Annotated in this window: 25 protein-coding genes; 14 read left to right on the top strand and 11 right to left on the bottom strand. The window is 67.6% G+C overall.

Going from position 1 to position 24,262, the window contains the following annotated elements:
* Positions 1 to 42: 42 nt before the first annotated feature.
* Both A9X00_RS03950 and A9X00_RS03945 read right to left on the bottom strand, forming a co-directional pair.
* Positions 43 to 864 (bottom strand): mycofactocin-coupled SDR family oxidoreductase, encoded by an 822-nt coding sequence (locus tag A9X00_RS03950; RefSeq protein WP_067149424.1) that lies wholly within the window; start codon positions 862 to 864, stop codon positions 43 to 45.
* Positions 861 to 2,033 carry an acyl-CoA dehydrogenase family protein gene (locus tag A9X00_RS03945; RefSeq protein WP_067149422.1) on the bottom strand — a complete coding sequence of 391 codons (1,173 nt, stop codon included), beginning with the start codon at positions 2,031 to 2,033 and terminating at the stop codon, positions 861 to 863. Before A9X00_RS03945 ends, A9X00_RS03950 begins: the two co-directional genes overlap by 4 nt.
* A 133-nt stretch (positions 2,034 to 2,166) precedes the next feature.
* Here A9X00_RS03945 and fabG point away from each other — a divergent pair, with 133 nt between their 5' ends.
* The 6 genes from fabG to A9X00_RS03915 all read left to right on the top strand — a co-directional run bounded on the left by fabG (position 2,167) and on the right by A9X00_RS03915 (position 7,668).
* Entirely contained in the window at positions 2,167 to 2,907 is a 741-nt protein-coding gene (gene fabG, locus A9X00_RS03940; protein WP_067149420.1) for a 3-oxoacyl-ACP reductase FabG, read from the top strand.
* A gap of 14 nt (positions 2,908 to 2,921) precedes the next feature.
* Entirely contained in the window at positions 2,922 to 4,139 is a 1,218-nt protein-coding gene (locus A9X00_RS03935) for an acetyl-CoA C-acetyltransferase (protein ID WP_067149418.1), read from the top strand.
* A gap of 65 nt (positions 4,140 to 4,204) precedes the next feature.
* Positions 4,205 to 5,338, top strand: a complete 1,134-nt coding sequence (locus A9X00_RS03930; protein ID WP_232006665.1) for a CoA transferase — start codon at positions 4,205 to 4,207, stop codon at positions 5,336 to 5,338.
* Complete coding sequence (locus A9X00_RS03925; RefSeq protein WP_067149416.1) at positions 5,335 to 6,528, top strand: acyl-CoA dehydrogenase family protein; 1,194 nt, start codon at positions 5,335 to 5,337, stop codon at positions 6,526 to 6,528. The genes A9X00_RS03930 and A9X00_RS03925 overlap by 4 nt, the downstream gene beginning before the upstream one ends.
* 4 nt (positions 6,529 to 6,532) lie before the next feature.
* A complete protein-coding gene (locus A9X00_RS03920) occupies positions 6,533 to 7,225 on the top strand; it encodes a GntR family transcriptional regulator (RefSeq protein ID WP_067149415.1) in 693 nt (230 codons plus the stop codon).
* 80 nt (positions 7,226 to 7,305) lie between these two features.
* Positions 7,306 to 7,668 carry a hypothetical protein gene (locus A9X00_RS03915; protein ID WP_067149413.1) on the top strand — a complete coding sequence of 121 codons (363 nt, stop codon included), beginning with the start codon at positions 7,306 to 7,308 and terminating at the stop codon, positions 7,666 to 7,668.
* Here the strand turns inward: A9X00_RS03915 and A9X00_RS03910 are convergent.
* From A9X00_RS03910 to A9X00_RS03885, 6 genes are read right to left on the bottom strand one after another with little or no spacing between them, the layout of a single operon-like run.
* On the bottom strand, positions 7,665 to 9,197 hold the full coding sequence (locus tag A9X00_RS03910; RefSeq protein WP_067149411.1) for a class I adenylate-forming enzyme family protein: 1,533 nt from the start codon (positions 9,195 to 9,197) through the stop codon (positions 7,665 to 7,667). The genes A9X00_RS03915 and A9X00_RS03910 overlap by 4 nt on opposite strands.
* A complete protein-coding gene (locus A9X00_RS03905; protein WP_067149409.1) occupies positions 9,190 to 10,731 on the bottom strand; it encodes a class I adenylate-forming enzyme family protein in 1,542 nt (513 codons plus the stop codon). Before A9X00_RS03905 ends, A9X00_RS03910 begins: the two co-directional genes overlap by 8 nt.
* Positions 10,721 to 12,175, bottom strand: coding sequence for a class I adenylate-forming enzyme family protein (locus tag A9X00_RS03900; RefSeq protein ID WP_067149407.1), 1,455 nt, complete (start codon positions 12,173 to 12,175; stop codon positions 10,721 to 10,723). Before A9X00_RS03900 ends, A9X00_RS03905 begins: the two co-directional genes overlap by 11 nt.
* Positions 12,175 to 12,960 carry an enoyl-CoA hydratase/isomerase family protein gene (locus A9X00_RS03895; RefSeq protein ID WP_067149472.1) on the bottom strand — a complete coding sequence of 262 codons (786 nt, stop codon included), beginning with the start codon at positions 12,958 to 12,960 and terminating at the stop codon, positions 12,175 to 12,177. The genes A9X00_RS03900 and A9X00_RS03895 overlap by 1 nt, the downstream gene beginning before the upstream one ends.
* On the bottom strand, positions 12,957 to 13,769 hold the full coding sequence (locus A9X00_RS03890; protein WP_067149405.1) for an enoyl-CoA hydratase/isomerase family protein: 813 nt from the start codon (positions 13,767 to 13,769) through the stop codon (positions 12,957 to 12,959). Before A9X00_RS03890 ends, A9X00_RS03895 begins: the two co-directional genes overlap by 4 nt.
* A gap of 10 nt (positions 13,770 to 13,779) precedes the next feature.
* Positions 13,780 to 14,601 carry an enoyl-CoA hydratase/isomerase family protein gene (locus A9X00_RS03885; RefSeq protein WP_067149404.1) on the bottom strand — a complete coding sequence of 274 codons (822 nt, stop codon included), beginning with the start codon at positions 14,599 to 14,601 and terminating at the stop codon, positions 13,780 to 13,782.
* A 130-nt stretch (positions 14,602 to 14,731) separates the two neighbouring features.
* On the opposite strand from A9X00_RS03885, the gene A9X00_RS03880 reads away from it, so the two are divergent.
* Positions 14,732 to 15,415, top strand: a complete 684-nt coding sequence (locus A9X00_RS03880) for a hypothetical protein (RefSeq protein WP_067149470.1) — start codon at positions 14,732 to 14,734, stop codon at positions 15,413 to 15,415.
* Positions 15,412 to 16,308: an enoyl-CoA hydratase/isomerase family protein gene (locus A9X00_RS03875; RefSeq protein WP_067149402.1), complete on the top strand. Its 897-nt coding sequence runs from the start codon at positions 15,412 to 15,414 to the stop codon at positions 16,306 to 16,308. The genes A9X00_RS03880 and A9X00_RS03875 overlap by 4 nt, the downstream gene beginning before the upstream one ends.
* Positions 16,309 to 16,400: 92 nt before the next feature.
* Here A9X00_RS03875 and A9X00_RS03870 read toward each other — a convergent pair whose 3' ends face one another.
* The gene (locus A9X00_RS03870; protein ID WP_067149400.1) at positions 16,401 to 17,207 is read right to left on the bottom strand and encodes a TetR/AcrR family transcriptional regulator; all 807 of its coding nucleotides are present in this window, start codon (positions 17,205 to 17,207) and stop codon (positions 16,401 to 16,403) included.
* Between the two features lie 139 nt (positions 17,208 to 17,346).
* On the opposite strand from A9X00_RS03870, the gene A9X00_RS03865 reads away from it, so the two are divergent.
* Together A9X00_RS03865 and A9X00_RS03860 are read left to right on the top strand one after the other, a co-directional pair.
* Positions 17,347 to 18,144, top strand: coding sequence for an SDR family NAD(P)-dependent oxidoreductase (locus A9X00_RS03865; RefSeq protein ID WP_067149398.1), 798 nt, complete (start codon positions 17,347 to 17,349; stop codon positions 18,142 to 18,144).
* 33 nt (positions 18,145 to 18,177) lie between these two features.
* Positions 18,178 to 19,185, top strand: coding sequence for a dihydrodipicolinate synthase family protein (locus A9X00_RS03860; RefSeq protein ID WP_067149395.1), 1,008 nt, complete (start codon positions 18,178 to 18,180; stop codon positions 19,183 to 19,185).
* A gap of 68 nt (positions 19,186 to 19,253) precedes the next feature.
* On the opposite strand, the gene A9X00_RS03855 is transcribed toward A9X00_RS03860, so the two are convergent.
* Positions 19,254 to 19,493: a CsbD family protein gene (locus tag A9X00_RS03855; RefSeq protein ID WP_067149393.1), complete on the bottom strand. Its 240-nt coding sequence runs from the start codon at positions 19,491 to 19,493 to the stop codon at positions 19,254 to 19,256.
* Between the two features lie 95 nt (positions 19,494 to 19,588).
* Entirely contained in the window at positions 19,589 to 19,795 is a 207-nt protein-coding gene (locus A9X00_RS30485) for a hypothetical protein (protein WP_156771920.1), read from the bottom strand.
* Positions 19,796 to 19,883: 88 nt separating this feature from the next.
* Here A9X00_RS30485 and A9X00_RS03850 point away from each other — a divergent pair, with 88 nt between their 5' ends.
* The 4 genes from A9X00_RS03850 (at position 19,884) to A9X00_RS03835 (ending at position 24,156) form a co-directional block, all read left to right on the top strand.
* On the top strand, positions 19,884 to 20,156 hold the full coding sequence (locus A9X00_RS03850; RefSeq protein WP_067149392.1) for a GlsB/YeaQ/YmgE family stress response membrane protein: 273 nt from the start codon (positions 19,884 to 19,886) through the stop codon (positions 20,154 to 20,156).
* 205 nt (positions 20,157 to 20,361) lie between these two features.
* On the top strand, positions 20,362 to 21,204 hold the full coding sequence (locus tag A9X00_RS03845) for an enoyl-CoA hydratase (protein ID WP_067149467.1): 843 nt from the start codon (positions 20,362 to 20,364) through the stop codon (positions 21,202 to 21,204).
* Between the two features lie 31 nt (positions 21,205 to 21,235).
* Positions 21,236 to 22,438: an amidohydrolase family protein gene (locus A9X00_RS03840; protein ID WP_067149465.1), complete on the top strand. Its 1,203-nt coding sequence runs from the start codon at positions 21,236 to 21,238 to the stop codon at positions 22,436 to 22,438.
* Positions 22,438 to 24,156: an acyl-CoA synthetase gene (locus A9X00_RS03835; protein WP_082974673.1), complete on the top strand. Its 1,719-nt coding sequence runs from the start codon at positions 22,438 to 22,440 to the stop codon at positions 24,154 to 24,156. Before A9X00_RS03840 ends, A9X00_RS03835 begins: the two co-directional genes overlap by 1 nt.
* The last annotated feature ends 106 nt before the right edge of the window (positions 24,157 to 24,262 follow it).

Genomic DNA, 24,262 nt, shown 5'->3' with positions numbered 1-24,262 from the left:
TAAAAATACCGATCCGTGCGGGCTATTCCCGCCGGGGGCGGATCAGTATTGCGTCGAACCCTGGTCGACCGGGATCTGCGCGGCGGTGATGTTGCGCGATTCGTCGCTGGCCAGCCAGCACACGGCGTCGGCGACCTCTTCGGGCTCGGCGGCCCAGGTGGGCAGGAACGGCGTGAGCATGTTGGCCAGCTGCGGATTGGTCTCCATGGCCTTGGCCATCGCCGCGATCATGTCGCCGGAGCCCATCGGGGTGTTCACCGGACCCGGGTGCACGCTGTTGACCCGGATCGAATGCTTGCCCAACTCGGCGGCGAACGCGCGCGCCATCCCGGCGACCGCGTGCTTGCTGGTGGTGTAGTGCACCATGAACGGCTGCAACTTCATGCCGGCCGCGGAACTGATCAGGATGATCGAGCCGCCGCGCCCCCCTTCGATGATCTTGTCGGCGCCCGCCATCACGGTGTTCCAGGTGCCGGTCACGTTGATCTCCATGACGTCGCGGAACGAGTCGGGGGTGATGTCGTTCCAGGCCTGCGGGGCCGAGATTCCGGCGTTGGCGACGATGATGTCGAGACGCCCGAAGGCGCCGACTCCGTCCTCGACCACCCGTCGGAGTTCGTCGAAGTCGCGAACGTCGGTGGGGGTGGCCAAGATTCGACGGTCCGTCTGTTCCACCAGGCGGACGGTCTCGGCGAGGTCGTCGGGCGTGGCGGAATCGTAGGGGACACAGAACGGGAGCTTGCCGGCGATGTCGACGGCGATGATGTCGGCGCCCTCCCGGGCCATCCGAACGGCGTGGGCCCGCCCCTGGCCGCGCGCCGCCCCGGTGATCAGTGCCACCCGCCCCGCCAACCTGCCGCTCATCGCTGCGCCGCCTTGACGAGGTTCGAGCCGATGATCAGGCGCTGGATCTCGCTGGTGCCCTCGTAGAGCCGCAGCAGGCGGACGTCGCGGTAGATGCGTTCGACGGGAACGCCGTGCATGTAGCCGCTGCCGCCGTGCACCTGGACCGCGAGATCGGCTACCTTGCCGGCCATTTCGGTGCAGAACAGCTTGGCCGCCGACGGCGCGATCCGGCGGTCTTCGTTGCTGACCCACAGCCGCGCGGCCTCGCGGACCAGCGCACGCCCGGCCAGCACCCCGGTCTGCTGGTCGGCGAGCATCGCCTGCACCAGCTGAAAGCTCCCGATCGGCGTCCCGCCCTGCGTCGCCGTGGCCGCATACGCCACGGATTCATCAAGCGCGCGTTGTGCGGCGCCCACCGCGATTGCTGCGATGTGAACACGGCCGCGCGCCAGCGACGTCATCGCGGCCCGGTAGCCGATGTCCTCGCTGCCACCGATCAGCGCGTCGCCCCCGACGCGGACGTCGTTGAAGCTGACGTCGGCGGTCCAGGCGCCCTCCTGGCCCATCTTCGCGTCCTTGACGCCCACCTGGACGCCCGCGGCGTCCGCGGGCACCAGGAAGACGGCGATCCCGGGGCCCTGGTCGTCGGCGGGTCGGGTGCGCGCGAACACCACGAACAGGTCGGCGACGGGCGCGTTGGTGATGAAGCGCTTGTCACCGGAGATCACCCAGTCGTCGCCGTCGCGATTGGCCTTGGTCCGCAGGCCGGCCGGGTTCGAGCCGGCGCCGGGCTCGGTCAGCGCGAAGGAGGCGACGACGTCGCCCGACGCCATCGACTCCAGCCACCGGCGCTTCTGTTCGTCGGTGCCGAAGCCGACGAGAACCTGCCCCGCGATGCCGTTGTTGGTGCCGAACATCGACCGCACCGCGAGCGAGGTGTAGCCCAATTCCATTGCCAGCTCGACGTCTTGGACGAGGTTCAGGCCCAGGCCGCCCCACCGCTGGGGGATCGCATACCCGAACAGGCCCATCTTCTTGGCGTGGTCGCGCAGGTCGTCCGGCACCCGGTCGTCGGTCAGGATCTCCTGCTCGCGCGGGACGACGGCGCTGCGGACGAAGTGCCGGGTCTGGGCGAGGATCTCCCGGAAGTCCTCGTCGGGCACTTCCTGAATTTCGGCGGTCGTCATAGGCGGGCGCTCCTCTTTGGAAGTTGTCGCTGGGCCCCGGCGCACCCGGCGCCGAGCGCGATCCTATATGAAATATGATATTCGACCGACGGATACCCCATGGCGGGGCCAAAGCGAGGGAGGCGGGTTTCACGTGTCGTTGCTGGACGGTCAGACTGCAGTCGTCACAGGTGGTGCGCAAGGGCTGGGCTTCGCCATTGCCGAGAGATTCGTCGCCGAGGGGGCGCGGGTCGTGCTCGGCGACGTCAACCTCGAGGGCACCCAGGCCGCGGCCGACAAACTGGGCGGCGACCAGGTGGCGCTGGCCGTCTGCTGCGACGTGACGCGGGCGGCCGAGGTCGAGACGCTGATTCAGACCGCCGTCGAGCGCTTCGGCGGCCTGGACATCATGGTCAACAACGCCGGCATCACCCGCGACGCGACGATGCGCAAGATGACCGAAGAGCAGTTCGATCAGGTCATCGACGTGCACCTGAAGGGGACCTGGAACGGCATCCGGCTGGCGGCGGCGATCATGCGGGAAAACAAGCGCGGCGCCATCGTGAACATGTCGTCGGTGTCGGGCAAGGTCGGCATGGTCGGCCAGACCAACTATTCGGCGGCCAAGGCCGGGATCGTCGGCATGACCAAGGCGGCGGCGAAGGAGCTTGCGTACCTCGGGGTACGGGTGAACGCGATCGCTCCTGGCCTTATTCGCTCGGCCATGACCGAGGCCATGCCGCAACGCATTTGGGACGAGAAGGTGGCCGAGATTCCGATGGGCCGCGCCGGTGAGCCCAGCGAGGTCGCGACCGTCGCCCTGTTCCTGGCCTCCGACCTGTCCTCCTACATGACCGGCACCGTGATGGAAGTCACGGGCGGCCGGCACATCTGAGCGGAGCAGCGACCATGCGCGAGACCGTCGTTTGTGAACCCGTGCGCACGCCGATCGGCCGCTACGGCGGAATGTTCAAGTCGCTGACCGCCGTCGACCTGGGCGTGGCCGCCCTCAAGGGGCTGCTCGAGCGGACCGGAATCGCGCCCGACGCCGTGCAAGACGTCATCCTCGGCCACTGCTACCCCAGCAGCGAGGCGCCGGCGATCGGGCGGGTGGTGGCGCTGGATTCCGGCCTGCCCGTGACGGTTCCGGGGATGCAGGTCGACCGGCGCTGCGGGTCGGGCCTGCAGGCGGTGATCCAGGCGTGCCTGCAGGTGGGCAACGGCGACCACGATCTGGTCGTCGCCGGCGGCTGCGAAAGTATGAGCAACGTCGCCTTCTACTCGACCGACATGCGCTGGGGGGGCGCCCGTAGCGGCGTGCGGGTGCACGACGGGCTGGCGCGGGGACGCACCACCGCCGGGGGCCGCAACTACCCGGTGCCGGGCGGGATGCTGGAGACCGCCGAGAACTTGCGCCGCCAGTACGGCATTTCGCGCCAGGAGCAGGATGGGCTTGCGGTGCGGTCGCACCAGCGTGCGGTGGCCGCCCAGAAGGACGGCATCATGGCCGAGGAGATCATTCCGGTCTCCGTCCGCACCCGCCAGGGTGACGAATTGATCGACACCGACGAGCATCCGCGCGCCGACACGTCGGTGGAGTCGTTGAGCAAGCTCAAACCTGTTCTGCTGGCCGAGGATCCGGAGGCGACGGTGACGGCCGGCAACGCCAGCGGGCAGAACGACGCGGCGTCGATGTGTGTGGTGACCACCCCGGAGAAGGCGGCCGAATGCGGCCTGACGCCGTTGGTCCGGCTGGTGTCGTGGGGGTCGGCGGGCGTGGCGCCCAACATCATGGGCATCGGCCCGGTCCCGGCCACCGAGGTCGCCCTCGCCAAGGCGGGCCTGCGGCTGTCCGACATCGACGTCGTCGAGCTGAACGAGGCGTTTGCCGCGCAGGCGCTTGCGGTGATGCGCGAATGGAACTTCGGCGCCGCCGACCACGACCGGACTAACGTGCACGGGTCGGGAATCTCGCTGGGACATCCCGTCGGCGCGACCGGCGGGCGGATGCTGGCGACCCTGGCGCGCGAACTCAACCGCCGCCAGGCGCGCTACGGGTTGGAGACCATGTGCATCGGCGGGGGCCAGGGCCTGGCCGCAATCTTCGAGCGGGTCGCCCCATCGTGACCGCTCCGCTGAGCGGACTCACCGTCGTCGAGGTGTCCAGCTTCGTCGCCGCCCCGCTGTGCGGGATGACGCTGGGACAGCTCGGCGCGCAGGTGATCCGCGTCGACCCGATCGGCGGCGCATCCGACGTCCAGCGCTGGCCGCTGTCCGCCGCCGGCACCTCGATCTACTGGACCGGCCTGAACAAGGGAAAGCGTTCGGCCACCATCGATCTGCGCTCGCCCGAGGGCCAGGAGCTGGTCCAGCGGCTGATCGTCGAGGGCGACGGCATCGTCGTTACCAACGCCGCCGGGCTGCCCTGGCTCGGCCACGATGTGTTGGCCGCCAAGCGTTCCGACGTCATCAGCGTCCAACTGCTGGGACGCGCTGACGGGTCCACCGCCGTGGACTACACCGTCAACGCGGGCATCGGGTACCCGCTCGTCACCGGTCCGGCCGAGCACGCTGGCCCGATCAACCACGTGCTGCCGGCCTGGGACGTGTGCTGCGGCCTGTACGCCGCGCTGGCCGTCGTCACCGCCGTCCGGCGCCGCGAGCAGAGCGGGGCGGGCGCGCGCGTCAGCCTGGCGCTGGAGGACGTGGCGCTGGCCACGGCGGGGAACCTCGGGCTGCTGACCGAACCGCAGGTCAACGGGACGCAGCGGCAACGGCTCGGCAACGCCATCTACGGCCAGTACGGGCAGGACTTCACCAGCCGCGACGGGATCGGCTTCATGGTGGTCACCTTGACGCGCAGGCACTTTCGCGACCTCGTCGCGGTGACCGGCACCGGTGCCGCGGTGTCGGCGCTCGAGGAGGCGCTGGGCGTGGACTTCGGCTCGGAGGGCGACCGCTATCGCTACCGCGACGCCCTGTCCGGGCTGTTCGCCACCTGGTTCGCCGATTACACGGCCGACGAGGTCGCCGCCGCGCTGTCGGGGACCACCGTGCTGTTCGAGCGCTACCGCACCTTCGCCGAGGCCGCCGCCGACCCGAAGGTGACGGCCAATCCGCTGTTTTCCCGGCTGCACCAGCCGGGCGTAGGGGATTATCTCGCCCCCGGCCTGCCGGCCGCATTCGACGGCACCCATCCCGCGAGCGCACCGGCGCCCGCGGTGGGACAAGACACCGCCGACGTGCTCGCCGAGTGTTTGGGGTTGACGACCGCGGACATCGCACGCCTGACGAGCGCCAAGACGATAGGGACGGATAGCGCATGACCAAACTCGCCCAAACCCTCGGCCTGACCGAGTTCCAGACCGAGATCATCGCAACCGTAAGGCAATTCGTCGAAAAGGAAGTCATTCCCAACGCACCGCAACTCGAGCACGACGATGCCTACCCCCAAGCCATCGTCCATCAGATGCGGGAGATGGGCCTGTTCGGGCTGATGATCCCCGAGGAATACGGCGGGCTGGGGGAGTCGCTGCTGACCTACGCGCTGTGCGTCGAAGAACTTGCCCGCGGCTGGATGAGCGTGTCGGGGGTGCTCAACACGCACTTCATCGTGGCCTACATGCTGCGCCAGCACGGCACCGACGCCCAGAAGCAGCGGTTCCTGCCGCGCATGGCCACCGGCGAGTCGCGCGGCGCGTTTTCGATGTCGGAGCCAGAGCTGGGCTCCGACGTCGCCGCGATCCGCACCCGGGCCCAGCGCGACGCCGACGGCGGCTACACGATCAACGGCCAGAAGATGTGGCTGACCAACGGCGGCAGCTCGACCCTGGTCGCGGTGCTGGTGCGCACCGACGAAGGCGCCGACAAGCCGCACCGCAACCTCACCGCGTTCCTCGTCGAAAAGCCAACGGGCTTCGGCGAGGTCGTGCCCGGCCTGGTGATCCCCGGCAAGATCGACAAGCTGGGCTACAAGGGCATCGACACCACCGAGCTGATCTTCGACGGCTACCGGACGAGCGCCGACGACATCCTCGGCGGCACCCCCGGGCAGGGCTTCTTCCAGATGATGGACGGCATCGAGGTCGGCCGGGTCAACGTGTCGGCGCGCGCGTGCGGCATCGGCATCCGCGCCTTCGAACTCGCGGTGCGCTACGCCCAGCAGCGGCACACCTTCGGCAAGCCGATCGCCGAACACCAGGCCATCGCCTTCCAGCTGGCCGAGATGGCCACCAAAGTGGAGGCCGCGCACCTGATGATGGTCAACGCGGCGCGGTTGAAGGATTCCGGCGAGCGCAACGACGTCGCCGCAGGCATGGCCAAATACCTTGCCAGCGAATACTGCTCGGAGGTCACCCAGCAGAGCTTCCGGATCCACGGCGGCTACGGCTATTCAAAGGAATACGAGATCGAGCGGCTGATGCGCGATGCCCCGTTCCTGCTCATCGGCGAGGGAACCAGCGAAATCCAGAAGTCCATCATCAGCAAGCGGCTGCTCGCCGAGTATCAGGTGTGAGGCGATGACCACCCCGGATTTCGCTGCGCGGCCACAGCTTTCCGACGACGTCGCGCGCTTCGTCCGCAGAAGGATCTTCGACGGCACCTATGCGGCCGGAACGTACGTCCGCCTGGACCAACTGGCCGCGGAGCTGGGGATCAGTGTCACCCCGGTGCGAGAGGCGCTGTTCGCGCTGCGGGCCGAGGGGCTGATCGCCCAGCAACCCCGCCGCGGTTTCGTGGTGCTGCCGGTGACCGGGCGCGACGTCACCGATGTCGCCAACGTGCAGGGCTACGTCGGAGGGGAGCTGGCCGCGCGGGCCGCGATCAACATCACCGACGAGCAGCTTCGCGAACTCAAGCAGATCCAGGCCGAGCTCGAAGAGGCCTACGCCGGTGACGACACCGAGCGGACGGTGCGCCTCAACCACGAATTTCACCGCGCCATCAACGTCGCCGCGGACTCGCCGAAGCTCGCCCAGATGATGTCGCAGATCACCCGTTACGCACCGGAATCGGTGTTCCCCGCCATCGAGGGCTGGCCGGCACAGTCGATCAAGGACCATCGCCGGATCCTGTCAGCCCTGAAAAAGCACGACCAGGAGCTCGCGCGGGCGGCCATGTCGGAACACCTTGCCGCGGGCGCCATCCCGCTGATCGATCACCTCACCGCGCGGGGGGTCGTTTCGAATGGAAGCCACCCGGCGGCCCCGTGAGCCGGGACAGCTGTTGTTGCCGACCCACGCCGGGGCTTAGGCTGCCATCGGAGGGGGCAACAACACAAAGCGAGGAACAAATGCCCCGAACGCTTCGCGCAGCGGCCGTATTCGTCGCATGTGTGGCTGCGGTCGCGCTTGCGGCACCAGCCGGCGCGGAGCCGATGGATCCAATCCCCGGTAACGGCGTCTTTGTCGTGGGGCCCGATATCGCGCCGGGCCTCTATCGAACGGCCGGGTCGGCGTCCACCTGGGGGGTTTGGATCAACAACGTGCCGACCCAGGACTCGATGTGCGCGTGGTTCACGTACGGAACCCCCGACGCGAACAAGGACCACGTGCTGCAGACCAACATGTCCGTCGGTCCGATGTTCGCGAACATCAACACGTCGGTTAAGGCCTTCGAGTCGCAGAACTGCCAACCCTGGACGCGGGTGCCCTAGGGCACATTCGCCTCCATCAACATCTCCCGCAGCCGGGGTACGTCGAGCTTGCCGGTTGCCCCGCGCGGGACCTCATCGTCGGATTCCAGCAAGAGCCACACCGTCGGGACCTTGAACGCGCTCAACAGCTTTCGGGCCGAACCGCGCAACTGCCCGGCGGTCAGCTGGCTCGCACGCACCACCGCCGCGCCGACCCGCTCGCCCGTGTCGCCGGATACGTTGGTGACGTACGCGCTCTGGACGCCGTCGATCGCGCGCAGGGCCCGCTCCACCTCGCTGGGATAGACCGTCGCGCCGCTGACCTTGAACATGTCGTCGGACCGGCCTTGGTAGAACAGGAACCCGTCCTCGTCGAGGTGGCCGAGGTCGCCGGTGGGGTAGAAGCCGTCGGGCGTGAACAGCTCCTCTCGGCTGCGCCGGCAGATGCCACGCAGGGTGTGTGGTCCCCGGATCTGGATCTCCCCAACCGATCCCGCCGCGACCGGCTCGCCGCCGTCGGTGTCGACGATGCGGACTTCCATACCGGGGAACGGCTTTCCGCAGCTGCCCCGCGCCGAGGACGGCATGTCGGTGTCGGCGGCGTAGCCGCAGTATGGCCCGAACGCCTCCGTCATGCCGAATAGCGTGGCCCGCGCGCCGGGTTGGGCGCGCCGCTCGGGCGGCAGTAGGGCCTCTAGGCTGCCGGGTCGCAGGGCCGACAGATCAGCCCCGACCCGGTCGGCATGCCGTGCCAAGGCCTCGGCCTGATCGGGCCACCCGCGAAACAGCGTGACACGCTCGGATTCCAGCAGCCGCAGGGTGGTTTCGGGGCGCGGTATTTCCTCGGTCACCAGGGTGGCCCCGGCCAGCAGCGTGGACAGGATGCCGCTGCCGAAACCGCCCACCCAGAAGAACGGCATCGGAAGATACAGCCGGGTGTCGGGCGTGATGCAGCGCGCCGCGAGGCCCGATGCCACGGCGGCCAGCGCGCTGCCGTGGGAGTGGATGACTCCCTTGGGTGTTCCGCTGCTGCCGGAGGTGAACATGATGACCATCGGGTCGGCGGCGGCGATCGTCTCGGTCACGGCGTCGACGATCCGGTGGGCCGGCACGCTCGGCACCGTATGGTCGAGCCGGTCGGCCGGCCAAACCTGGCGCAGGGCGGGAAGCTCCAGTCGCGGCACCGCCTCGATGTCCGCCAGGTACCGGCGGCCACGGAACTCCTCCACGCTCACCAGGAACTGAACCGACGCGGCCCGCAGTTGCGCGACCAGTTCGCCGGGTTGCAGCAGGGTGCTGAGCGGAACCAGCACGGCCCCGATGCGCGTCAGGGCGATCGCCACCCGCACCCAGCGGGCGCTGTTGGGCATGATCAGCCCGACGCGGGTGCCCTTCCCGACGCCGGCGTCGACGAAGACCGCGGCCAGATCGCGTGTGGTGGAGTCGAGTTCGCGGTAACTCAGCCGAACCGCCGGGTCGATCACCGCCGGCTTGGGGCCGTGCCGCGCGGCGCGGGACCGCACCAGTTCGTCAATGGTGCCCTCAGGCATCGAACAGCTCCCGCAACCGTTGGGTGTCGACCTTGCCGCTCGACAGCCGCGGAATCTCGTTGCGCGGCAAGGTGACGAACCGCTTCGGGATCTTGTACGCCGACAACTCAGTCTTAAGCCGTTCCCGCAGCGCGGCCTCGTCGAGGCCCGGCCGAGCGACGACGGCGGCGACGAGTTCTCCCCGGTGCGGGTCCGGAATGCCCACCACGTGCGACTCCGCGCCGGTGACTCTGGCGATCGCCTTCTCGACCTCGGCCGCCGAGACGTTGGCTCCCGCCGTCTTGATCATCGCGCTGAGCCGGCCGGCGAAATAAAAGAACCCGTCGGTGTCGGTGCGCACCAAATCGCCGGTGTGGAACCAGCCGTCGGCGTCGAAGCACTCCTCGCGGCTGCGCTTGTAATATCCCTGCATCACGTAGGGCCCGCGGATGCACAGCTCACCGACTCCCGAGGCGTCCGGGTCGATGATCTTGGTGTCGAACCCCGGCGCGGGCCTGCCGAAGGAACCGCGGCGGTGTTCGGGTTGGTCGGATTCGTCACCGCTGATCAACATGACGCTGCCGGCCTCGGTCAGCCCCAGCATGTTGTGCCGCAGCTCGGGGTCGGCGGGTCGGGCGTCGGGCGCCATGATCGGGTACAGGTTGCCCCGACGCATCGACGACAGGTCGCGCCTGGGAAAGCTCGGGTGATCCGCGAGGTGCGCGATCCCGGCGACGAAACCATTGGTGATGGTCGGCTTTTCGGCCTCGAGCAGGTCGAGGGTCGCACCCGGGTCGGTGGCGTTCGAGCACACCAGCGTCGATCCGGCGACCAGCGTGGCGAGCAGGCCGAACGCGAACCCGCCGATCCAGCAGAACGGCGAATTGCAGAACAGCCGGTCTGCGGCTGTCAGGCCGCGGATCTCGTTGAGGTTCCGCTGGTGGGCAAGCAGGCCGGCGTGCGTGTGCACCACGCCCTTCGGCGCGCTGGTGGAACCCGACGTGTACACGATGGCCAGCGGATCGCAGCCGTCGACGTCGTCCTCCATCGCCTCGAGCAGCTCGGGGGCGACGGTCCCGGCGAGCCGGGACACCCGGTCGAAATTCAGGATCACATGACGCAATTGCGGTGCCGCGGTGGCGAACAGCCGCTCATCGGCGTCCGGCTCGGCGCGCGACAGCACCTCGCCCAGCCGTTGCGCGTAGTCGTGGGAGCGAAAAGACCTGGCAGCCAACAAGATCTCGGTGTCGCTGTCGACGAGCTGCTCGCGCAACTCGCGGGCGGTCGCGAACGTGGAGAACGGGATCACCGCCGCGCCGATCCGCGCGGCCGCCAGCATCCCGACGACGAATTCGGCGCCGTTCGGGTAGAGCAGCCCCACGTGGGTGCCCTTGCCGGCCCCCAGCGCGATCAGCCCGCGGGCGAGCTCCGCCGAGTGCCGGTCGGCCTCGGCGTAGCTGATGCGGTCGCCGTCGCAGACCAGTAGCGGGTGCTCAGCGCGGGAGTGGGCCTGGTGTCGCAGGATTCCGGCGACCGTCGGGGAGTCACCGGGCATGGTGGGGATGGGCGGCGGACTCGCTGAAGAATAGCCTGACCGCGCTGAGATCAGCCTTGCCCGACGGTGTTCGCGGGATCGCGTCGACGATCGCGATCTCGGTGGGGATCTCATAGCGGGCCAGTCGCGTTCGCAGATACTCCACCAGCGTGTCGGCGGACGCTGGCTCGCGCAGTTGCACCATCGCGACCGGCGTCTGCCCGAGGCGTTCGTCGGACCGCGCGACCACGGCGGCGCCCGCCACCGCGGGATGGTCCTCCAGCGCCACGCGCACGTCGTCGGGCATCACCTTGAACCCGCCGCGGATGATCGCCTGGTCGGCCCTCCCCACGATCCAGACAAACCCGTCCGGGTCGATGCGGGCGAGGTCGGTCGTTCGCATCCACTTCGCCGACGGCCCCAGTTGCCCCGGCTTGACCTCCAGCAGGCCGACCTGGTCCGGCCCGAGCTCCGTGCCCGCGTCGTCGACCACCCGCAGCCGAGCACCCGGGTTGGCCCGGCCGACGCTGCCACGCTTGGCGCGCCAGTGCTTTTCGTAGTCGGCGAGGGTCCAGCCGGCGACGCCCCCGCCGAATTCCGTTGCCGCATAGGAGGTCAGGACCGGGATGCCGTACTTCTCGGTGAAGGCGTCGGCGTCGTCGGCCGACAGCGGCGCGGTGCCGCAGGTGACGGCGCGGATGCTCTCCAGGTCGGCGCGCGTTAGGTCGGAGTGCAGGACCGTCCGCAGCGCCGCCGGCACCAGCGAAACCGTGCGCGGCCGGTGGGTGCGCACCGCGTCGGCCCATGCCTGCAGCTCGAAGCGTTCCAGCAGCACAAAGGGTCTGGCCTCGGCGATGCACTGCAGCACCCGGAATACCCCACCGATGTGCACCAGCGGCGAGTTGACGATCGCGACGCCGCCGCGCAGCTGCGTCGGCCTCGGGGCGCTTTCGGGGTCGGGACCCATCACGCTGCGCGCGAGCATGTCGTAGCTGAGGTCAATTCGCTTGGGCGGCCCGGTCGTCCCGCTCGTCAGCATCCGCACCGCCACGCCGGGCTGTGCGGGGGATCCGTCGCATGCCTGCCCCCGGGCGTCGACGGAGGTACCCGTGATCGCGACCGTCGCGGTCCCCGGCGGGACCAGCGCGGCCAGGTCGTCGGGTTCGCCGATGATCGTCGGCAAACCGAGCGCGACGATGTCGGCCCGGGTGCGGTCGTCGCCGCGGGACGGGTTGATGGTGACCACCGTTCCGCCGCCCAGCAGCACCCCGAGGAAAGCCGCCACGTGGCCGGGCCGGTTGCGCAGCAGCATGCCGACGTCGGCGTGGTCGGCGGCCAGGGATGCGACCCGCCGCGCCGTGTCGCCCACCTCGCGCCACGAGAGCCATTGGCCCCCATGCTCGATCGCGCGCGAGTCCGGCTGCAGATCGAGCACATCGGCGATGCGCCGGCTGAGCGCGTGCATCAGCGGATCTTCGGTTCGCGCGCGGCGACCTCGCCTTGCTGGGCGGCCAGTTCGGCGGTGCCCAGCGGGTTGCCCAGGCGGGTGTAGATGAGTCCCTGCTCCAGGGCGGCGCGGTAGGGCCGGTCGAGCGATTCCCAGATCGCCTTCACGGTGCCCTGGGTCGCCGACGGTGGCTTGGCGGCGATCGCCGCGGCGATCTCATGGGCGCGCTCCCACAGTCGGTCGCGGGCGACGACCTCGGAAACCAGGCCGATGCGCAGGGCGGTGGCGGCCCCCACCCGCTCGTCGTTGCCCATCAGCGCCATTCGCAGGGTCTCGCCCAGGCCGATGCGCCGCATCAGCCCGATCGGTTCGAGCGCGCACACCAGGCCCGCCGACACGTGCGAGTCGAAAAACGTTGCGTCGTCAGAGCAGATGACGACGTCGGACTCGTTGATGAAATAGAACGCGCCCGCGGTGCACATGCCCTGGACGGCGCACACGACTGGTTTCCACATCTTCTGCCACTTGGGGCTGAGCGCCTCGCCCGGATCCTCGTGGTTCCACACGTTTTCCGGTTGGCCGTACGGCGTCTTGATGTCCAGGCCGGCGCTGAACGCCCGGTCGCCGGCCGCCCGCAACACCACCGCGTGCACCGACTCGTCAAGCTTGACCGTGCGCCAGGCCCGAGCCATCTCCTCACACATGGTGCGGTTGAACGCGTTCAGCTGCTCAGGCCGATTCAGCGTGATGGTGGCGACGTGGTCGTCCGCGTCGACCTCGAGCAGGATGGTTTCGAAGCTCATCTGCATTGCCAATTCGGTTTCCGCTTTTCGACAAAAGCCTTGGGGCCTTCCTGCGCGTCCTCGGTTCGCAGCACGCGCTCGCGGAAGGTCTCGGCCATTATCTCGGCCTCGTGCAGCGGCACGTTCAGGCCCTTGAGGATGGCCAGCCGGGTTCCGCGCACCGCCAACGGCGCGTTCGAGTTGACGATGTCGGCAATCTCGTAGGCCCGTTCCAGTAGGCGCTCGTGCTCGACGATCTCGCTGATCAATCCCAGCTCGTAGGCGCGTTGCGCGCTCATCCGCTCGTGCTTGCCCATCAAGGCCATCCGCAGGGCGATCGAGCGGGGCAACACTCTGGACACACGGACCAACTCGCGCCCGGCGACCAGCCCGATGCTGACATGCGGATCGAAAAAGGTTGCCTGCGCGGACGCGATGACGATGTCCGTCGTGGTGACCCAGTCCATGCCGGCACCGCAGCACAGCCCGTTGACCGCGGTCAACACCGGCTTGGCCATGGTGCGAAACGGCGGTGTGCCCTCCTGCGGAGCCTCCCACTGGTCGTAGGTGGACAGGTACGGCCTTTCGTAGATCACCTTGCCGTCTTCGGGAATGGCTTTGACGTCGGCCCCCGTGCAGAATGCGCGGCCGGTGCCGGTGACGACGAGCAGCCACACGTTGTCGTCGTTCTCGGCTTCGTCGTAGGCGGCGCGGAGTTCGGTGATCATGTGCGGGCTCAGCGCGTTGAGCGCCTCCGGGCGGTTCAGTGTGATGGTGGCCGTGTGCCCGTCGACGTGGTAGTTGATGGTGTCGAACGAGTCAGTAGGCATCCGTGCTCCCTCATCTGCCCTGGAACTTTGGCGCCCGCCGTTGCCGAAACGCCTCCAGCCCCTCTTTGAAATCGCTTGTCCGACACGAGAGTTCCAGATTGAACAGCTCCTGTGTCATGGATTGGCTCAGCGTCGCGTGTTGACCGAAGTTCAGGGCCTGCTTGGCCAGGCCGATCGCGGCCGTCGGCCCCGCGGCCAGTCGCTCCACCAGTTCCTCGGCGGTGGCGTCGAGTTCGGGTCCGCTTGCCGCTTGATGGATCAGCCCCCAGTCGGCCGCGTCCGTCGCGCTGACCTTCTCGCCCAGCAGCAGCATCCGCCTGGCCCGCGCCACACCGACGAGTCGGGGCAGCAGCCAGGTGGAGCCCGAGTCCGGGCCGAAGCCGCGGTCCATGAACGGTTCCCAGAACACCGCGTCGGCGGCGGCGACGGTGAAGTCGGCGGCCAACGCGAGGTTGCAGCCGAACCCAACCGCCCACCCCCGCACGCTGCACACCACCGGCAGCTGAATGCTCGCGACGAGTTCGATCACCCGGTGGGCGGCGTGGGGGACCCGCCGCACCAGATCGCCCGCGCGGGGGCGCTGTCCGCCGGGCTCATTGGCCGCCACCCAGTCCGCGCCCGCGCAGAAGTCTTCTCCCGCGCCGCGGATGTGAATCGCGCGGAGCGAATCGTCGGTGGCGGCATCGGTCAGCGCGACGACGAGGTCATCGATCATCAAGTGGGTCAACGCGTTACGGCGGGACGGGCGATTCAGGGTGACCCGTAGGACCGCGCCGTCCCGGCACGTTGTGACCGATCCCTCGGCCTCGGCCGCGTCGGCCCCGTGACTCACCGTCTACCCGGCCTTTCTCCGCCGATACGGTTACCCATACAGTAGGCAATACGATTGATACGAGGTATAAGTTAGCAAGGAAACCCTAACGACGGAACATAGCGGGACGAAACCCGTGGATAAGGGCAGCATGGCCGAGGGCACAACCGCTTCGCCCCACACCCGCGACGCCAAATTCGGCGAGGCGCCGCTCGCGCAGACGGTCGCGGCCGCCGGGGCGATGCGGCGCCTGAGCTCGCTCCTGTTGTCCCTGGAGCACCCGCACCCCACCGTCGACGCCATGCTCGCGAAGTTCGCCGAGTGGGAAGGTGAGCTGGCCGCCGCGGCCCCGACGGACAACGCACCGCGAATCGGTGAGGTCGCCGACGACCCCCGGCGCGTCTACCTCAACCACGCCACCGATATCGGTGCCTACAACCCGTGCTTTCCCGAATACCGGTTCGACGTGCTCGACGCCGAGAAGGCCGAAGGGGTGGTGTGCTTCCCGCTGGTCTACGAGGGGCCACCGGGACTGGTGCACGGCGGCTTCCTCGGCGTCTTCTTCGACAGCGTGATCCAGCACCACAATTGCGTCACCGGCCTCTCCGGCAAGACCCGGTCGCTGTTCGTCACCTTCCGCCGGCCGACGCCCGTGCTGACCGACCTGCGCTTCGACATCGTTCGTTCGAAGGTGGAACGGGGAATCACGTCGACCGCGCGGCTGCTGCTCGACGACGAAGTGCTGTGCAAGGGCGAGGTCAACACGTTGGCGTCGAAGCCGGAGAACCTGACCGGCTTCAAATTCGGCAGGCGGCGAAAGGAATCCGATAGATGAGCGCCTCCAGCGGTTCGGACGATCGCGTGCTCTTCGACGTCGACCCCGACCGGCGCATCGCGACGATCACGCTGAACAACCCCAAGCAACGCAACTCCTATGACGCGACGATGCGCGAGGCGATCGGCCGCTGCCTAGACCAGGTGGCGGACGACGACGACCTCACAGTGGTGCTGTTGCGCGGAGCCGAGGGAGTCTTTTCCACCGGGGCCGACATGAACAACGCGTACGGCTGGTACGGCGACAAGGCCAAGGCGTCCGACGACGCGGCGGCCAAGCGTCGCCCCAGTCAGCGCCGGCGACTCACCGTGGACCGCAAGTCTTTTGGCTTCTACCACAATTTCATGGGTTTCCCGAAGGTGACGGTGGGAGAGATCGCCGGCTACGCGCTCGGCGGCGGCTTCGAGATGGCGTTGATGACCGACATCTCGGTCATCGCGCGCGACACGAAGATCGGCATGCCGGCCACCCGCTTCCTCGGCCCGGCCCTCGGCAGCCTGCACATGTTCTTCCATCGACTGGGGCCGGTGCTGGCCCGGCGGCTGCTGTTGACCGGTGACATCATCGAGGCCGCCGAGATCGAGCACCTCGGAATCTTCACCGACACTTGCGATCCCGGCGCGGTGACCGCGCGGGCTCGCTACTGGGCGGAGAAGGCGGCGAAGATGCCCGCCGACGGCGTCGTCATTGCCAAGGAAGCGTTCCGCCTCGTCGAGCAGAGCCAGGCATATCAGGGCGAGGAAGTGGCGAGCTACCTGTTTCACGCCTACGGCACCAACCTGCAATTCGCGCCGGGCGAGTTCAACTTCGTGAAGACGCGCGCACAGCACGGCGCCAAGGAAGCCTTCCGGCTACGCGACGAGCATTTCCACGTGCCGGAGCCGGAGGCGTGACCGGGCGATCACGCCGAGCGTGCAGCTAGGGCGAAAAATCGGCCAAAAAGCCGCCGTGGCTTCACGTTCGGCGTGGCGGCGGCCAGCGGCAGTTACCGCGTCGCGGCCGCCTTGGCCCGGCCCCGCTGGGCGGGCGACTTGGTCGCCTTGCGTTGCCGCGACGGCGCGGACTTGCCGCCTTTACCGCCCTTTTCGATCAGGCTGGCCGCGTGGTCGAGGATGCAGTCCAGCCCGAATTCGAAATTCGTTTCGTCGGGCGCCCCGATGCGGTGTCCCTGCCCGGTCACCTGGGCGATCAGCGGCGTGGTGGCCGGATCGATAGCCACCGCGTCCTCGATGGCGCGCGGCCCGCTGTCCGGGGTTTGGTTCTTCTCGTACAGCCGATGCAGCACCACCGAACCGCGGACGTGAACCGAAACCGCGGAGTAGGTGTCGAAAGCGTCCTCGGGTGACAGGCCGGCCTCGACCAGGTTGGCAATCGCGCGCTCCATCTCCTGGGCGCCCAGCCGCGCCGCCTTCGGGCTGAGGGCGGCGCGAATCAGAATCAGGTCGCACAGAATCGGATTGCCCATGAACGTCTTACGCATCAGGCGGGCGTGGTTGCGCAGCGTCTCGCGCCAATCGCTGGCCTCGACATAGGGGGTTGCGAACACGTACTTGCTGAGGGCGCGGTCGGTCATCGCGTTGAGCAGATCGTCCTTCTTGCGGAAATACCAGTAGATGCTGGTGACGCCCACGCCGAGATGTTTGCCGAGCAGTGGCATGCTCAGGTTGTCTATCGACACTTGCTCCGCGAGTTCGAATGCGCCGCTGATGATGTCGTCGGGATTGATGGACCCGCGCTCGCGTCGTTGCCGCTTATCAGCGGTTGCCTGCTTTGCCACTACGGGCACCTCCATCACGATCGGGCCGTGCCACCGGTAAACTGGAATCTACCGGCGGTTGCTCTCTGACCTGCGTATACGCGGGCGTGTCGTCGAGTTTTCCGTCTGCTACTGTAATACCTATCGTAGGCTTTTTGGTAAAACGGCTGGACACATGGATCTAGGGCTGGCGAACGCCGCGGCGGTGGTCGTCGGGGGAAGTCGCGGTATGGGTCTGGCGACGGCCCGCTGCCTCGCCGACGACGGCGCCCGGGTGGCGGTGGTCGGCCGCAGCCGCGAGGCGCTCGATTCCGCGGTGACGGATTTGACCGGTCGCGGGAGCCCCGATGCGCTCGGGCTCGTCGCCGACATCGGTGACGCAGGTGCGGTCGACAAGGTGTTCGCCGAACTCGCCGAACGATGGGGCGGCGAGCTCAACGTGCTGATCAACACCGTAGGGCCAGGCGCGGCAGGCGGTTTCGAGGCTTTGAGCGACGAGCAGTGGCACCAGGCCGTCGAAGACGGTGTCATGGGCATGGTGCGCTGCGTGCGTTCGGCGCTCCCGCTGCTGCGCAAGGCCGAATGGGCGCGGATCGTCAACTTCTCGGCGCACTCGACGCAGCGGCAAAGCGTCATGCTGCCGGCCTACACCGCGGCCAAGTCGATGCTGACCAGCGTCTCCAAGAACCTCTCGCTGCTGTTGGCCAAGGACGAGATTCTGGTCAACGTGGTGTCGCCGGGCAGCATCGCGTCCGAGTCGCTGGTCGGCTGGGCGAAGTCCGTCGGCGTCGACGGCAACGACCCCTATGCGCTGATGGACGCCATCGCCAAGCATTTCGGGCATCCGGCGCAGATGCCCCGCACCGGCCTGCCCGACGAGATCGGGCCGGTCGCCGCCTTCCTCGCGTCGCGGCGCAACTCCTACATGACCGGGGCGAACATCAACGTCGACGGTGGTTCGGACTTCACCTGACCCGAAATCCTTTGGCCGACAGAAGGAGTGACAGTGGCGACGGCGACGGAGGCGCGCACCTGGGCGCGTGGAGCATTGCGGGGAATCGGCGACTCCCTCTACACGCCGTTCAGCGGCACCGACGGTGATGACATCGACTGGGACGCCTACCGGACGTTGGTCCGCTACTGCGTCGGCGACCTCGGTCACCCGATGTTGTGGTGCACCAGCGGGATCGCCGAGTTCTGGTCACTCACCATCGACGAGCGCAAGCGGTTGTTGGAGGTGGCGATCGAGGAGGCGCGCGCGCTGAATCCCCACGTCGTCGTGCAGGCCTGCACCGCGGCGACGTCGGCCAAGGACTGTCTGGAACTGACCCGGCATGCCCAAGAGGTGGGCGCCGATATCGCCTACATCCAAACGCCGATGATGGAGGCCCACGGCGGCGAGGGCGTGCTGAGGTTCTTCAAGTACGTTGCCGCGCGCACCGATATCGCGTTGGGAATGTTCAACTCCCCGTCCTCCGGCTACGTGCTGACGCCGGCAGAAAGCGCTCGGATCTACGACGAGGTGCCCGCAGTGTGCGCCACCAAGGAGGGCGCGTTCCGGCCGGAGGCGAGCCGGCGGCTGCACCAGTTGGCGCCCGACCTGGCGGTCTGGGAATGCGACAGGACTGTCTACCGCGCCGGGTGGTTGCGTGCCGGCATCGTCTGCCCTGCGCAATTGGGTACGGCCGGTTACCTATTCGAGACCCCGCAGCGGCGACTGTTTTCCGAGTACTGGGATCTGGTGTACAGCGACAAGCTCCTCGAGGCGATGGACTACGGGCGAGAGTCCGGGATGGACCAGTTCGATCTCGACGTCGGATCGTGGTGGACGTGCTATCCGGGGCGGTCGGATTACTTCACCCACTGGGGTGGTGCGTTCAAGTACGCCGCCTCGCTGCTGGGCCTGCCGATAGGCGACTATCCGCACTCCCGGCCCCCGCAGGTGGAGTTGCCCGGCGAGGCGAAAGCCCAGATCGAAAACGCTTACCGGCGGCTCGGGCTCATCGCCGCATAGTTACGGCAACCGATTACAACGCGAAGCGGGCCCGGTCGGTCACCGGGCCCGCTCCATCGACGAGCTATTTACTGCTGCTCGGCCCGCTCACGTGACTCGTGCGCCTTGGCCTTGACGCGGGCCCTCTCGGCCTCGGCTTCCTTCTTACCGGCGTTGCGTTGCGCTTCGGCCTTGTCCTGCTGGGCCTTGCCTTCCTCGATCAGGTCGTCGCGGCCGATGATGATGCCGAGGACCTGCTTGCTCTTACCGAGGACCTCTTCGACGACGCCCCGCACGAACTCGACTGGACCGCTCTTGATGTCAACCATTTGCATCTCCCTCCCGTTGATGGCTGGCTTAACTGAAGCCTTCCCGGTTACCCCGTCCGGGCAAACCTGCCCGCAAAGTGGCGCACGCCACACCCTCAGTTGACCAGCGGCGGCGCGGTTTCGGCTCGACCATCGACGGCGGGTGCCGCGGCGCGTCGCGCCCGTAGGGCAAGACCGACGGGAACGCCGATCAGCGCCACCCAGAACAGGATCTGAGCGCCCGTCAGCGCCAGCTCGGCACGCAGCACCACCGCGCGCGCCTGGCGGAGGCGATGAACAAGGGCCCTCGACGTTGTCTTCACCAGTCACCGATAACCGCCGGATCGCCAGTTCAAACGCCCGCGACGGGCATAGGGTGATGGCTACTCGCCTATCGAAAGGATCGGGGGAATGCTCACTCTCGGTGTGATCGGGTGGATAATCATCGGGGGACTGGCCGGCTGGATCGGCAGCAAAATCATGGGGACCGACGCCCAGATGGGGCTGGTCCTCAACATCGTGGTCGGCATCGTGGGCGGCTTGATCGGCGGGTTCCTGCTGCGCGGCTTTGGCGTGAACGTCGCCGGCGGGGGCCTGATCTTCTCGTTCCTCACGTGTCTGCTCGGCGCGGTGATCTTGCTGGCGATCGTCAAGCTCGTCACGGGTCGACGGGCGTCCCGTTAGGCGTCAGCCGGATGACCGGAAACCCAAGATCGCCAAGCACCTTCGACCATCGCCCGGTTAGCGGTTCGGCGGCCGGAAAATCGCTGCTTGGTCGGGTTGCGGTCGGCCGCGGAGGCAGTTGTGGAATGCGCTACCGATAGGTATACAGTATGCGTACAAAGTCGGTGGGGATCCGGTAGGCAAGCGTGAGGAGGTGCCGCGGCAGATGTCCGGCAGCGACGGTGCCTCCGAAGACGCCGTGCTCTACGAGGCCACGGCGAGCGGCGTCGCGATCCTGACCTTCAACCGCCCGGATCGCCTGAACGCCTGGGGCCCGGACATCGCCGCCGGCTTCTACGCCGGGATCGACCGGGCCGAGCAGGATCCGGACGTTCGGGTGATCGTGGTGACCGGCCGGGGCAAGGGGTTCTGCGCCGGCGCGTATCTGGGCGAGCCGAGTTCGGCTCCCAGCTACGGCGAGAAGATGGAGAAGGCGGGTCAGACCGACCTGGCCGAGCTGGTCGGCGAGCGCCCACCTCATTTCGTGACCACACTGCGCAAGCCCGTCATCGCGGCAATCAACGGAGCCTGCGTCGGCATAGGCCTGACGCAGGCGCTCATGTGCGACGTCCGGTTCGCGGCCGCGGGCGCCAAGTTCGCCGCGGTGTTCGCTCGCCGCGGGCTGATCGCCGAATTCGGCATCTCCTGGATACTTCCGCGCCTGACCACCTGGGGCGTCGCCCTCGACCTGTTGTTGAGCGGGCGCACCTTCCTCGCCGAGGAGGCGGCCCAACTCGGCCTCGTCAAAGAAGTCGTCACACCCGAGAACCTGCTGAGCCGCGCCCTGGAATATGCGGAGGACATCGCGCGAAACTGCTCGCCGGCTTCGATGGCGGTGATCAAACGGCAGGTATACGGCGACGCCACGCGCGACGTCGTCGACGCCACATCGCGTGCCGAGGTCCTGTTGCACGAGGCGATGCCGCGCCCGGACGTCATCGAGGGGATCACGAGCTTCCTCGAGAAGCGGCCGCCGCAATTCCCGTCGCTCACCTCAACTGACGCTTGAATTTTCGCCGGTTGTACCGGAAAGGATGATCATGGCCAACTTGGACTACAAGGCGATCGACGTCGACAACCACTATTACGAGCCGCTGGACGCCTTCACCCGTCACCTGGACAAGGCGTTCAAGGCCCGCGGCGTTCAGATGGTGACGCAGGGCAAGCGCACCTTGGCCGTAATCGGTGGCCGGGTCAACCATTTCATTCCCAATCCCACCTTCGACCCGATCATCGTGCCCGGCTGCCTGGACCTGTTGTTCCGCGGTGAGATTCCCGAGGGCGTCGACCCGGCGTCGCTGATGAAGGTCGAGCGGCTCGGCGAACACCCGGAGTACCAGAACCGCGATGCGCGCGTTGCGGTGATGGACACCCAGGACATCGAAACGGTGTTCATGCTGCCGACGTTCGGCTGCGGCGTGGAGGAGGCGCTCAAGCACGACATCGAGGCGACGATGGCGTCGGTACACGCGTTCAACCTCTGGCTCGACGAGGATTGGGGCTTCGACCGGCCCGACCACCGAATCGTTGCGGCACCGATCATCTCGCTGGCCGACCCGGCCAAGGCGATCGAAGAGGTCGAGTTCGTCTTGGCGCGCGGGGCCAAACTGGTCCTGGTGCGGCCGGCGCCGGTGCCCGGCGTCGTCAAGCCGAGGTCGCTGGGCGATCGCAGCCACGATCCGGTGTGGGCCCGGCTGGCCGAGGCGGAGGTGCCGGTCGGCTTCCACCTCAGCGACAGCGGATATCTGCACATCGCGGCAGCTTGGGGCGGTAAGGCAACCTTCGAGGGGTTCGGCGAAAAGGATCCACTGGACACGGTGCTCCTTGACGACCGCGCCATCCACGACACGATGGCGTCGATGATCGTGCACGGCGTATTCACCCGGCACCCCAAACTCAGGGCGGTCAGCATCGAGAACGGCTCCTACTTCGTCCACCGGCTGGTCAAGCGCTTGAAGAAGGCGGCCAACAGTTATCCGCGCAATTTCCCTGAGGACCCGGTGGCGCAGTTGCGCAACAACGTGTGGATCGCGCCGTACTACGAGGACGACCTGACGGAGCTCGCCAATGTCATCGGCGTCGACAAGATCCTGTTCGGTTCCGACTGGCCGCACGGTGAGGGCCTCGAGTCGCCGTTGTCGTTCGCCGAAGAGCTCACGGGATTCAGTGATTCCGATATCCGAAAGATCATGCGCGACAACGCTCTAGACCTCCTCGGTGTCCAAGTAGGATCGTTTCGCTAGTGAGCGAATGGACCGTAGGCGCGGTTCTCGACGCCATCGCCGACGTCATCCCCGACCGTCTGATGACCGTCTGCGGAGACCGCCGAAGCACGTTCGCCGAATCGGCCCGTCGCACCGACGGTCTGGCGAATTACCTGAGCGGCAAGGGGTTCGGGGCCTACGCCGAGCGCGAGACGCTCGAGCCGTGGGAATGCGGCCAGGACCGGGTCGCGCTCATCATGTACAACGACCTCTACCCCGACATGGTGATCGGATGCCTCAAGGCGCGCACCGTCCCGGTCAACGTGAACCACCACTACTCGCCGCGCGAAATCGCCGACCTGCTCGCCTATGTCCGTCCCAGGGCAATCATCTATCACCGCGCCCTCGGTGCCCGGTTCGCCGATGTGCTCCCCCCGGACGGGACGGAACTGCTGGTGTCCATCGACGACGGCAGCGGCGCCCCGGAATTGCCGGGCGCCGTCTCGCTGGACGACGCCCTGACATCGGGCGGCACGGGCTTTCGCCCGGCAGGGTCGCCCGACGACCTGATCATGATGTGTACCGGCGGAACGACCGGACGCCCCAAGGGAGTCCTCTGGCGCCAGTGCGACATGTACGTGTCGTCGATGGTGGGCGCCGACCACACAAGCGTCACCGAGATCCACGACAAAGTGCGCGGCGGCGGCCCGCCATGGTTCGCCGTCTCGCCGCTGATGCACGCGGCGGGCATGTGGACCGCGTTCGCCGCGCTGTGTGCGGGCCTGACCGTCGTGCTCTATGACGACCGCAACAAGCTCGACGTCCGGTCCGTGTGGGAAACCGCCGAGCGCGAAAAGGTCGGCATGATGACGATGGTCGGCGACGCGTACGCCGGGCCGTTGATCGCCGAACTGCGCGCCCATCGCTACGACTTGTCCTCGCTGAACGCCATCGGCACCGGCGGGGCCGCCACCAACGCGAAATACAAACGCGCGCTGATGGAATGCATTCCGCACATCACCATCATCGAAGGCTACGGATCCTCGGAAAGCGGAAACATGGCCTTCGGGCACAGCCACAACGGCACCGCGAGCGAGACGTTCGCGCCCCGGGAAGGGGCGACCGTCGTCTCCGCCGACCGCACACGGTTCCTGTGCCCCGGTGACCACGAGATCGGATGGGCCGCCAGGACGGGTCGGATTCCGCTGGGGTACTTCAACGACGCAGCGGCCACCCGGCGCACTTTCCCGCAAATCGAGGGCCAGCGGGTGGTGATACCGGGCGACCGTGCATCCATCGAAAAGGACGGCACCATAAGACTTTTCGGTCGCGACTCGCTGGTGATCAACACCGGCGGCGAGAAGGTCTTCGTCGAAGAGGTCGAGGAAGTGCTGCGGGCGCATCCGGGCATCGCCGACGCCCTAGTGGTGGGGCGACCGAGCGAGCGGTGGGGACAGGAAGTCGTCGCGCTCGTCGCGCCACACCCGGGCGCCGACCTGAGCGCCGCCGAACTGTATACCTTCTGCACCGCGCAGCTGGCGCACTTCAAGGCGCCCAAGGCGTTCATCTTCGTCGAGCAGCTCGGACAGGTCGACGGGCGCGAACATCGATTCCGGGCCCTTGAAGTAATCGTCCCGGACCTTGAGCATCCAGGTGGGCTGGGAGTCGGCCTCGCCGAAGTGCACGTTGACGAGGCAGTCAATCGCTTTGGTGTTCATGACACCTTCTCTTCGGCTTGCTCTCGGGCCCACCGGTAGTTGGGCTTGCCGTTGCCCAGGCGCTGAATCTGCTCGACGAAGATGAACGCCTTGGGCGCCTTGAAGTGCGCCAGCTGCGCGGTGCAGAAGGTATACAGTTCGGCGG

This window comes from Mycobacterium sp. 1245805.9 (genome assembly GCF_001672915.1).
Taxonomy (GTDB): Bacteria; Actinomycetota; Actinomycetes; order Mycobacteriales; family Mycobacteriaceae; genus Mycobacterium.
This window is presented reverse-complemented; position numbering and strand designations above follow the sequence as displayed.

Bases quoted from the DNA above. Each gene is read 5' to 3' on its own strand.
- A9X00_RS03950 (WP_067149424.1), bottom strand. From the start codon at position 864: ATGAGCGGCAGGTTGGCGGGGCGGGTGGCACTGATCACCGGGGCGGCG.
- A9X00_RS03945 (WP_067149422.1), bottom strand. From the start codon at position 2,033: ATGACGACCGCCGAAATTCAGGAAGTGCCCGACGAGGACTTCCGGGAG.
- A9X00_RS03935 (WP_067149418.1), top strand. From the start codon at position 2,922: ATGCGCGAGACCGTCGTTTGTGAACCCGTGCGCACGCCGATCGGCCGC.
- A9X00_RS03930 (WP_232006665.1), top strand. From the start codon at position 4,205: ATGACGCTGGGACAGCTCGGCGCGCAGGTGATCCGCGTCGACCCGATC.
- A9X00_RS03925 (WP_067149416.1), top strand. From the start codon at position 5,335: ATGACCAAACTCGCCCAAACCCTCGGCCTGACCGAGTTCCAGACCGAG.
- A9X00_RS03920 (WP_067149415.1), top strand. From the start codon at position 6,533: ATGACCACCCCGGATTTCGCTGCGCGGCCACAGCTTTCCGACGACGTC.
- A9X00_RS03915 (WP_067149413.1), top strand. From the start codon at position 7,306: ATGCCCCGAACGCTTCGCGCAGCGGCCGTATTCGTCGCATGTGTGGCT.
- A9X00_RS03910 (WP_067149411.1), bottom strand. From the start codon at position 9,197: ATGCCTGAGGGCACCATTGACGAACTGGTGCGGTCCCGCGCCGCGCGG.
- A9X00_RS03905 (WP_067149409.1), bottom strand. From the start codon at position 10,731: ATGCCCGGTGACTCCCCGACGGTCGCCGGAATCCTGCGACACCAGGCC.
- A9X00_RS03900 (WP_067149407.1), bottom strand. From the start codon at position 12,175: ATGCACGCGCTCAGCCGGCGCATCGCCGATGTGCTCGATCTGCAGCCG.
- A9X00_RS03895 (WP_067149472.1), bottom strand. From the start codon at position 12,960: ATGAGCTTCGAAACCATCCTGCTCGAGGTCGACGCGGACGACCACGTC.
- A9X00_RS03890 (WP_067149405.1), bottom strand. From the start codon at position 13,769: ATGCCTACTGACTCGTTCGACACCATCAACTACCACGTCGACGGGCAC.
- A9X00_RS03880 (WP_067149470.1), top strand. From the start codon at position 14,732: ATGGCCGAGGGCACAACCGCTTCGCCCCACACCCGCGACGCCAAATTC.
- A9X00_RS03875 (WP_067149402.1), top strand. From the start codon at position 15,412: ATGAGCGCCTCCAGCGGTTCGGACGATCGCGTGCTCTTCGACGTCGAC.
- A9X00_RS03870 (WP_067149400.1), bottom strand. From the start codon at position 17,207: ATGGAGGTGCCCGTAGTGGCAAAGCAGGCAACCGCTGATAAGCGGCAA.
- A9X00_RS03865 (WP_067149398.1), top strand. From the start codon at position 17,347: ATGGATCTAGGGCTGGCGAACGCCGCGGCGGTGGTCGTCGGGGGAAGT.
- A9X00_RS03855 (WP_067149393.1), bottom strand. From the start codon at position 19,493: ATGGTTGACATCAAGAGCGGTCCAGTCGAGTTCGTGCGGGGCGTCGTC.
- A9X00_RS03850 (WP_067149392.1), top strand. From the start codon at position 19,884: ATGCTCACTCTCGGTGTGATCGGGTGGATAATCATCGGGGGACTGGCC.
- A9X00_RS03845 (WP_067149467.1), top strand. From the start codon at position 20,362: ATGTCCGGCAGCGACGGTGCCTCCGAAGACGCCGTGCTCTACGAGGCC.
- A9X00_RS03840 (WP_067149465.1), top strand. From the start codon at position 21,236: ATGGCCAACTTGGACTACAAGGCGATCGACGTCGACAACCACTATTAC.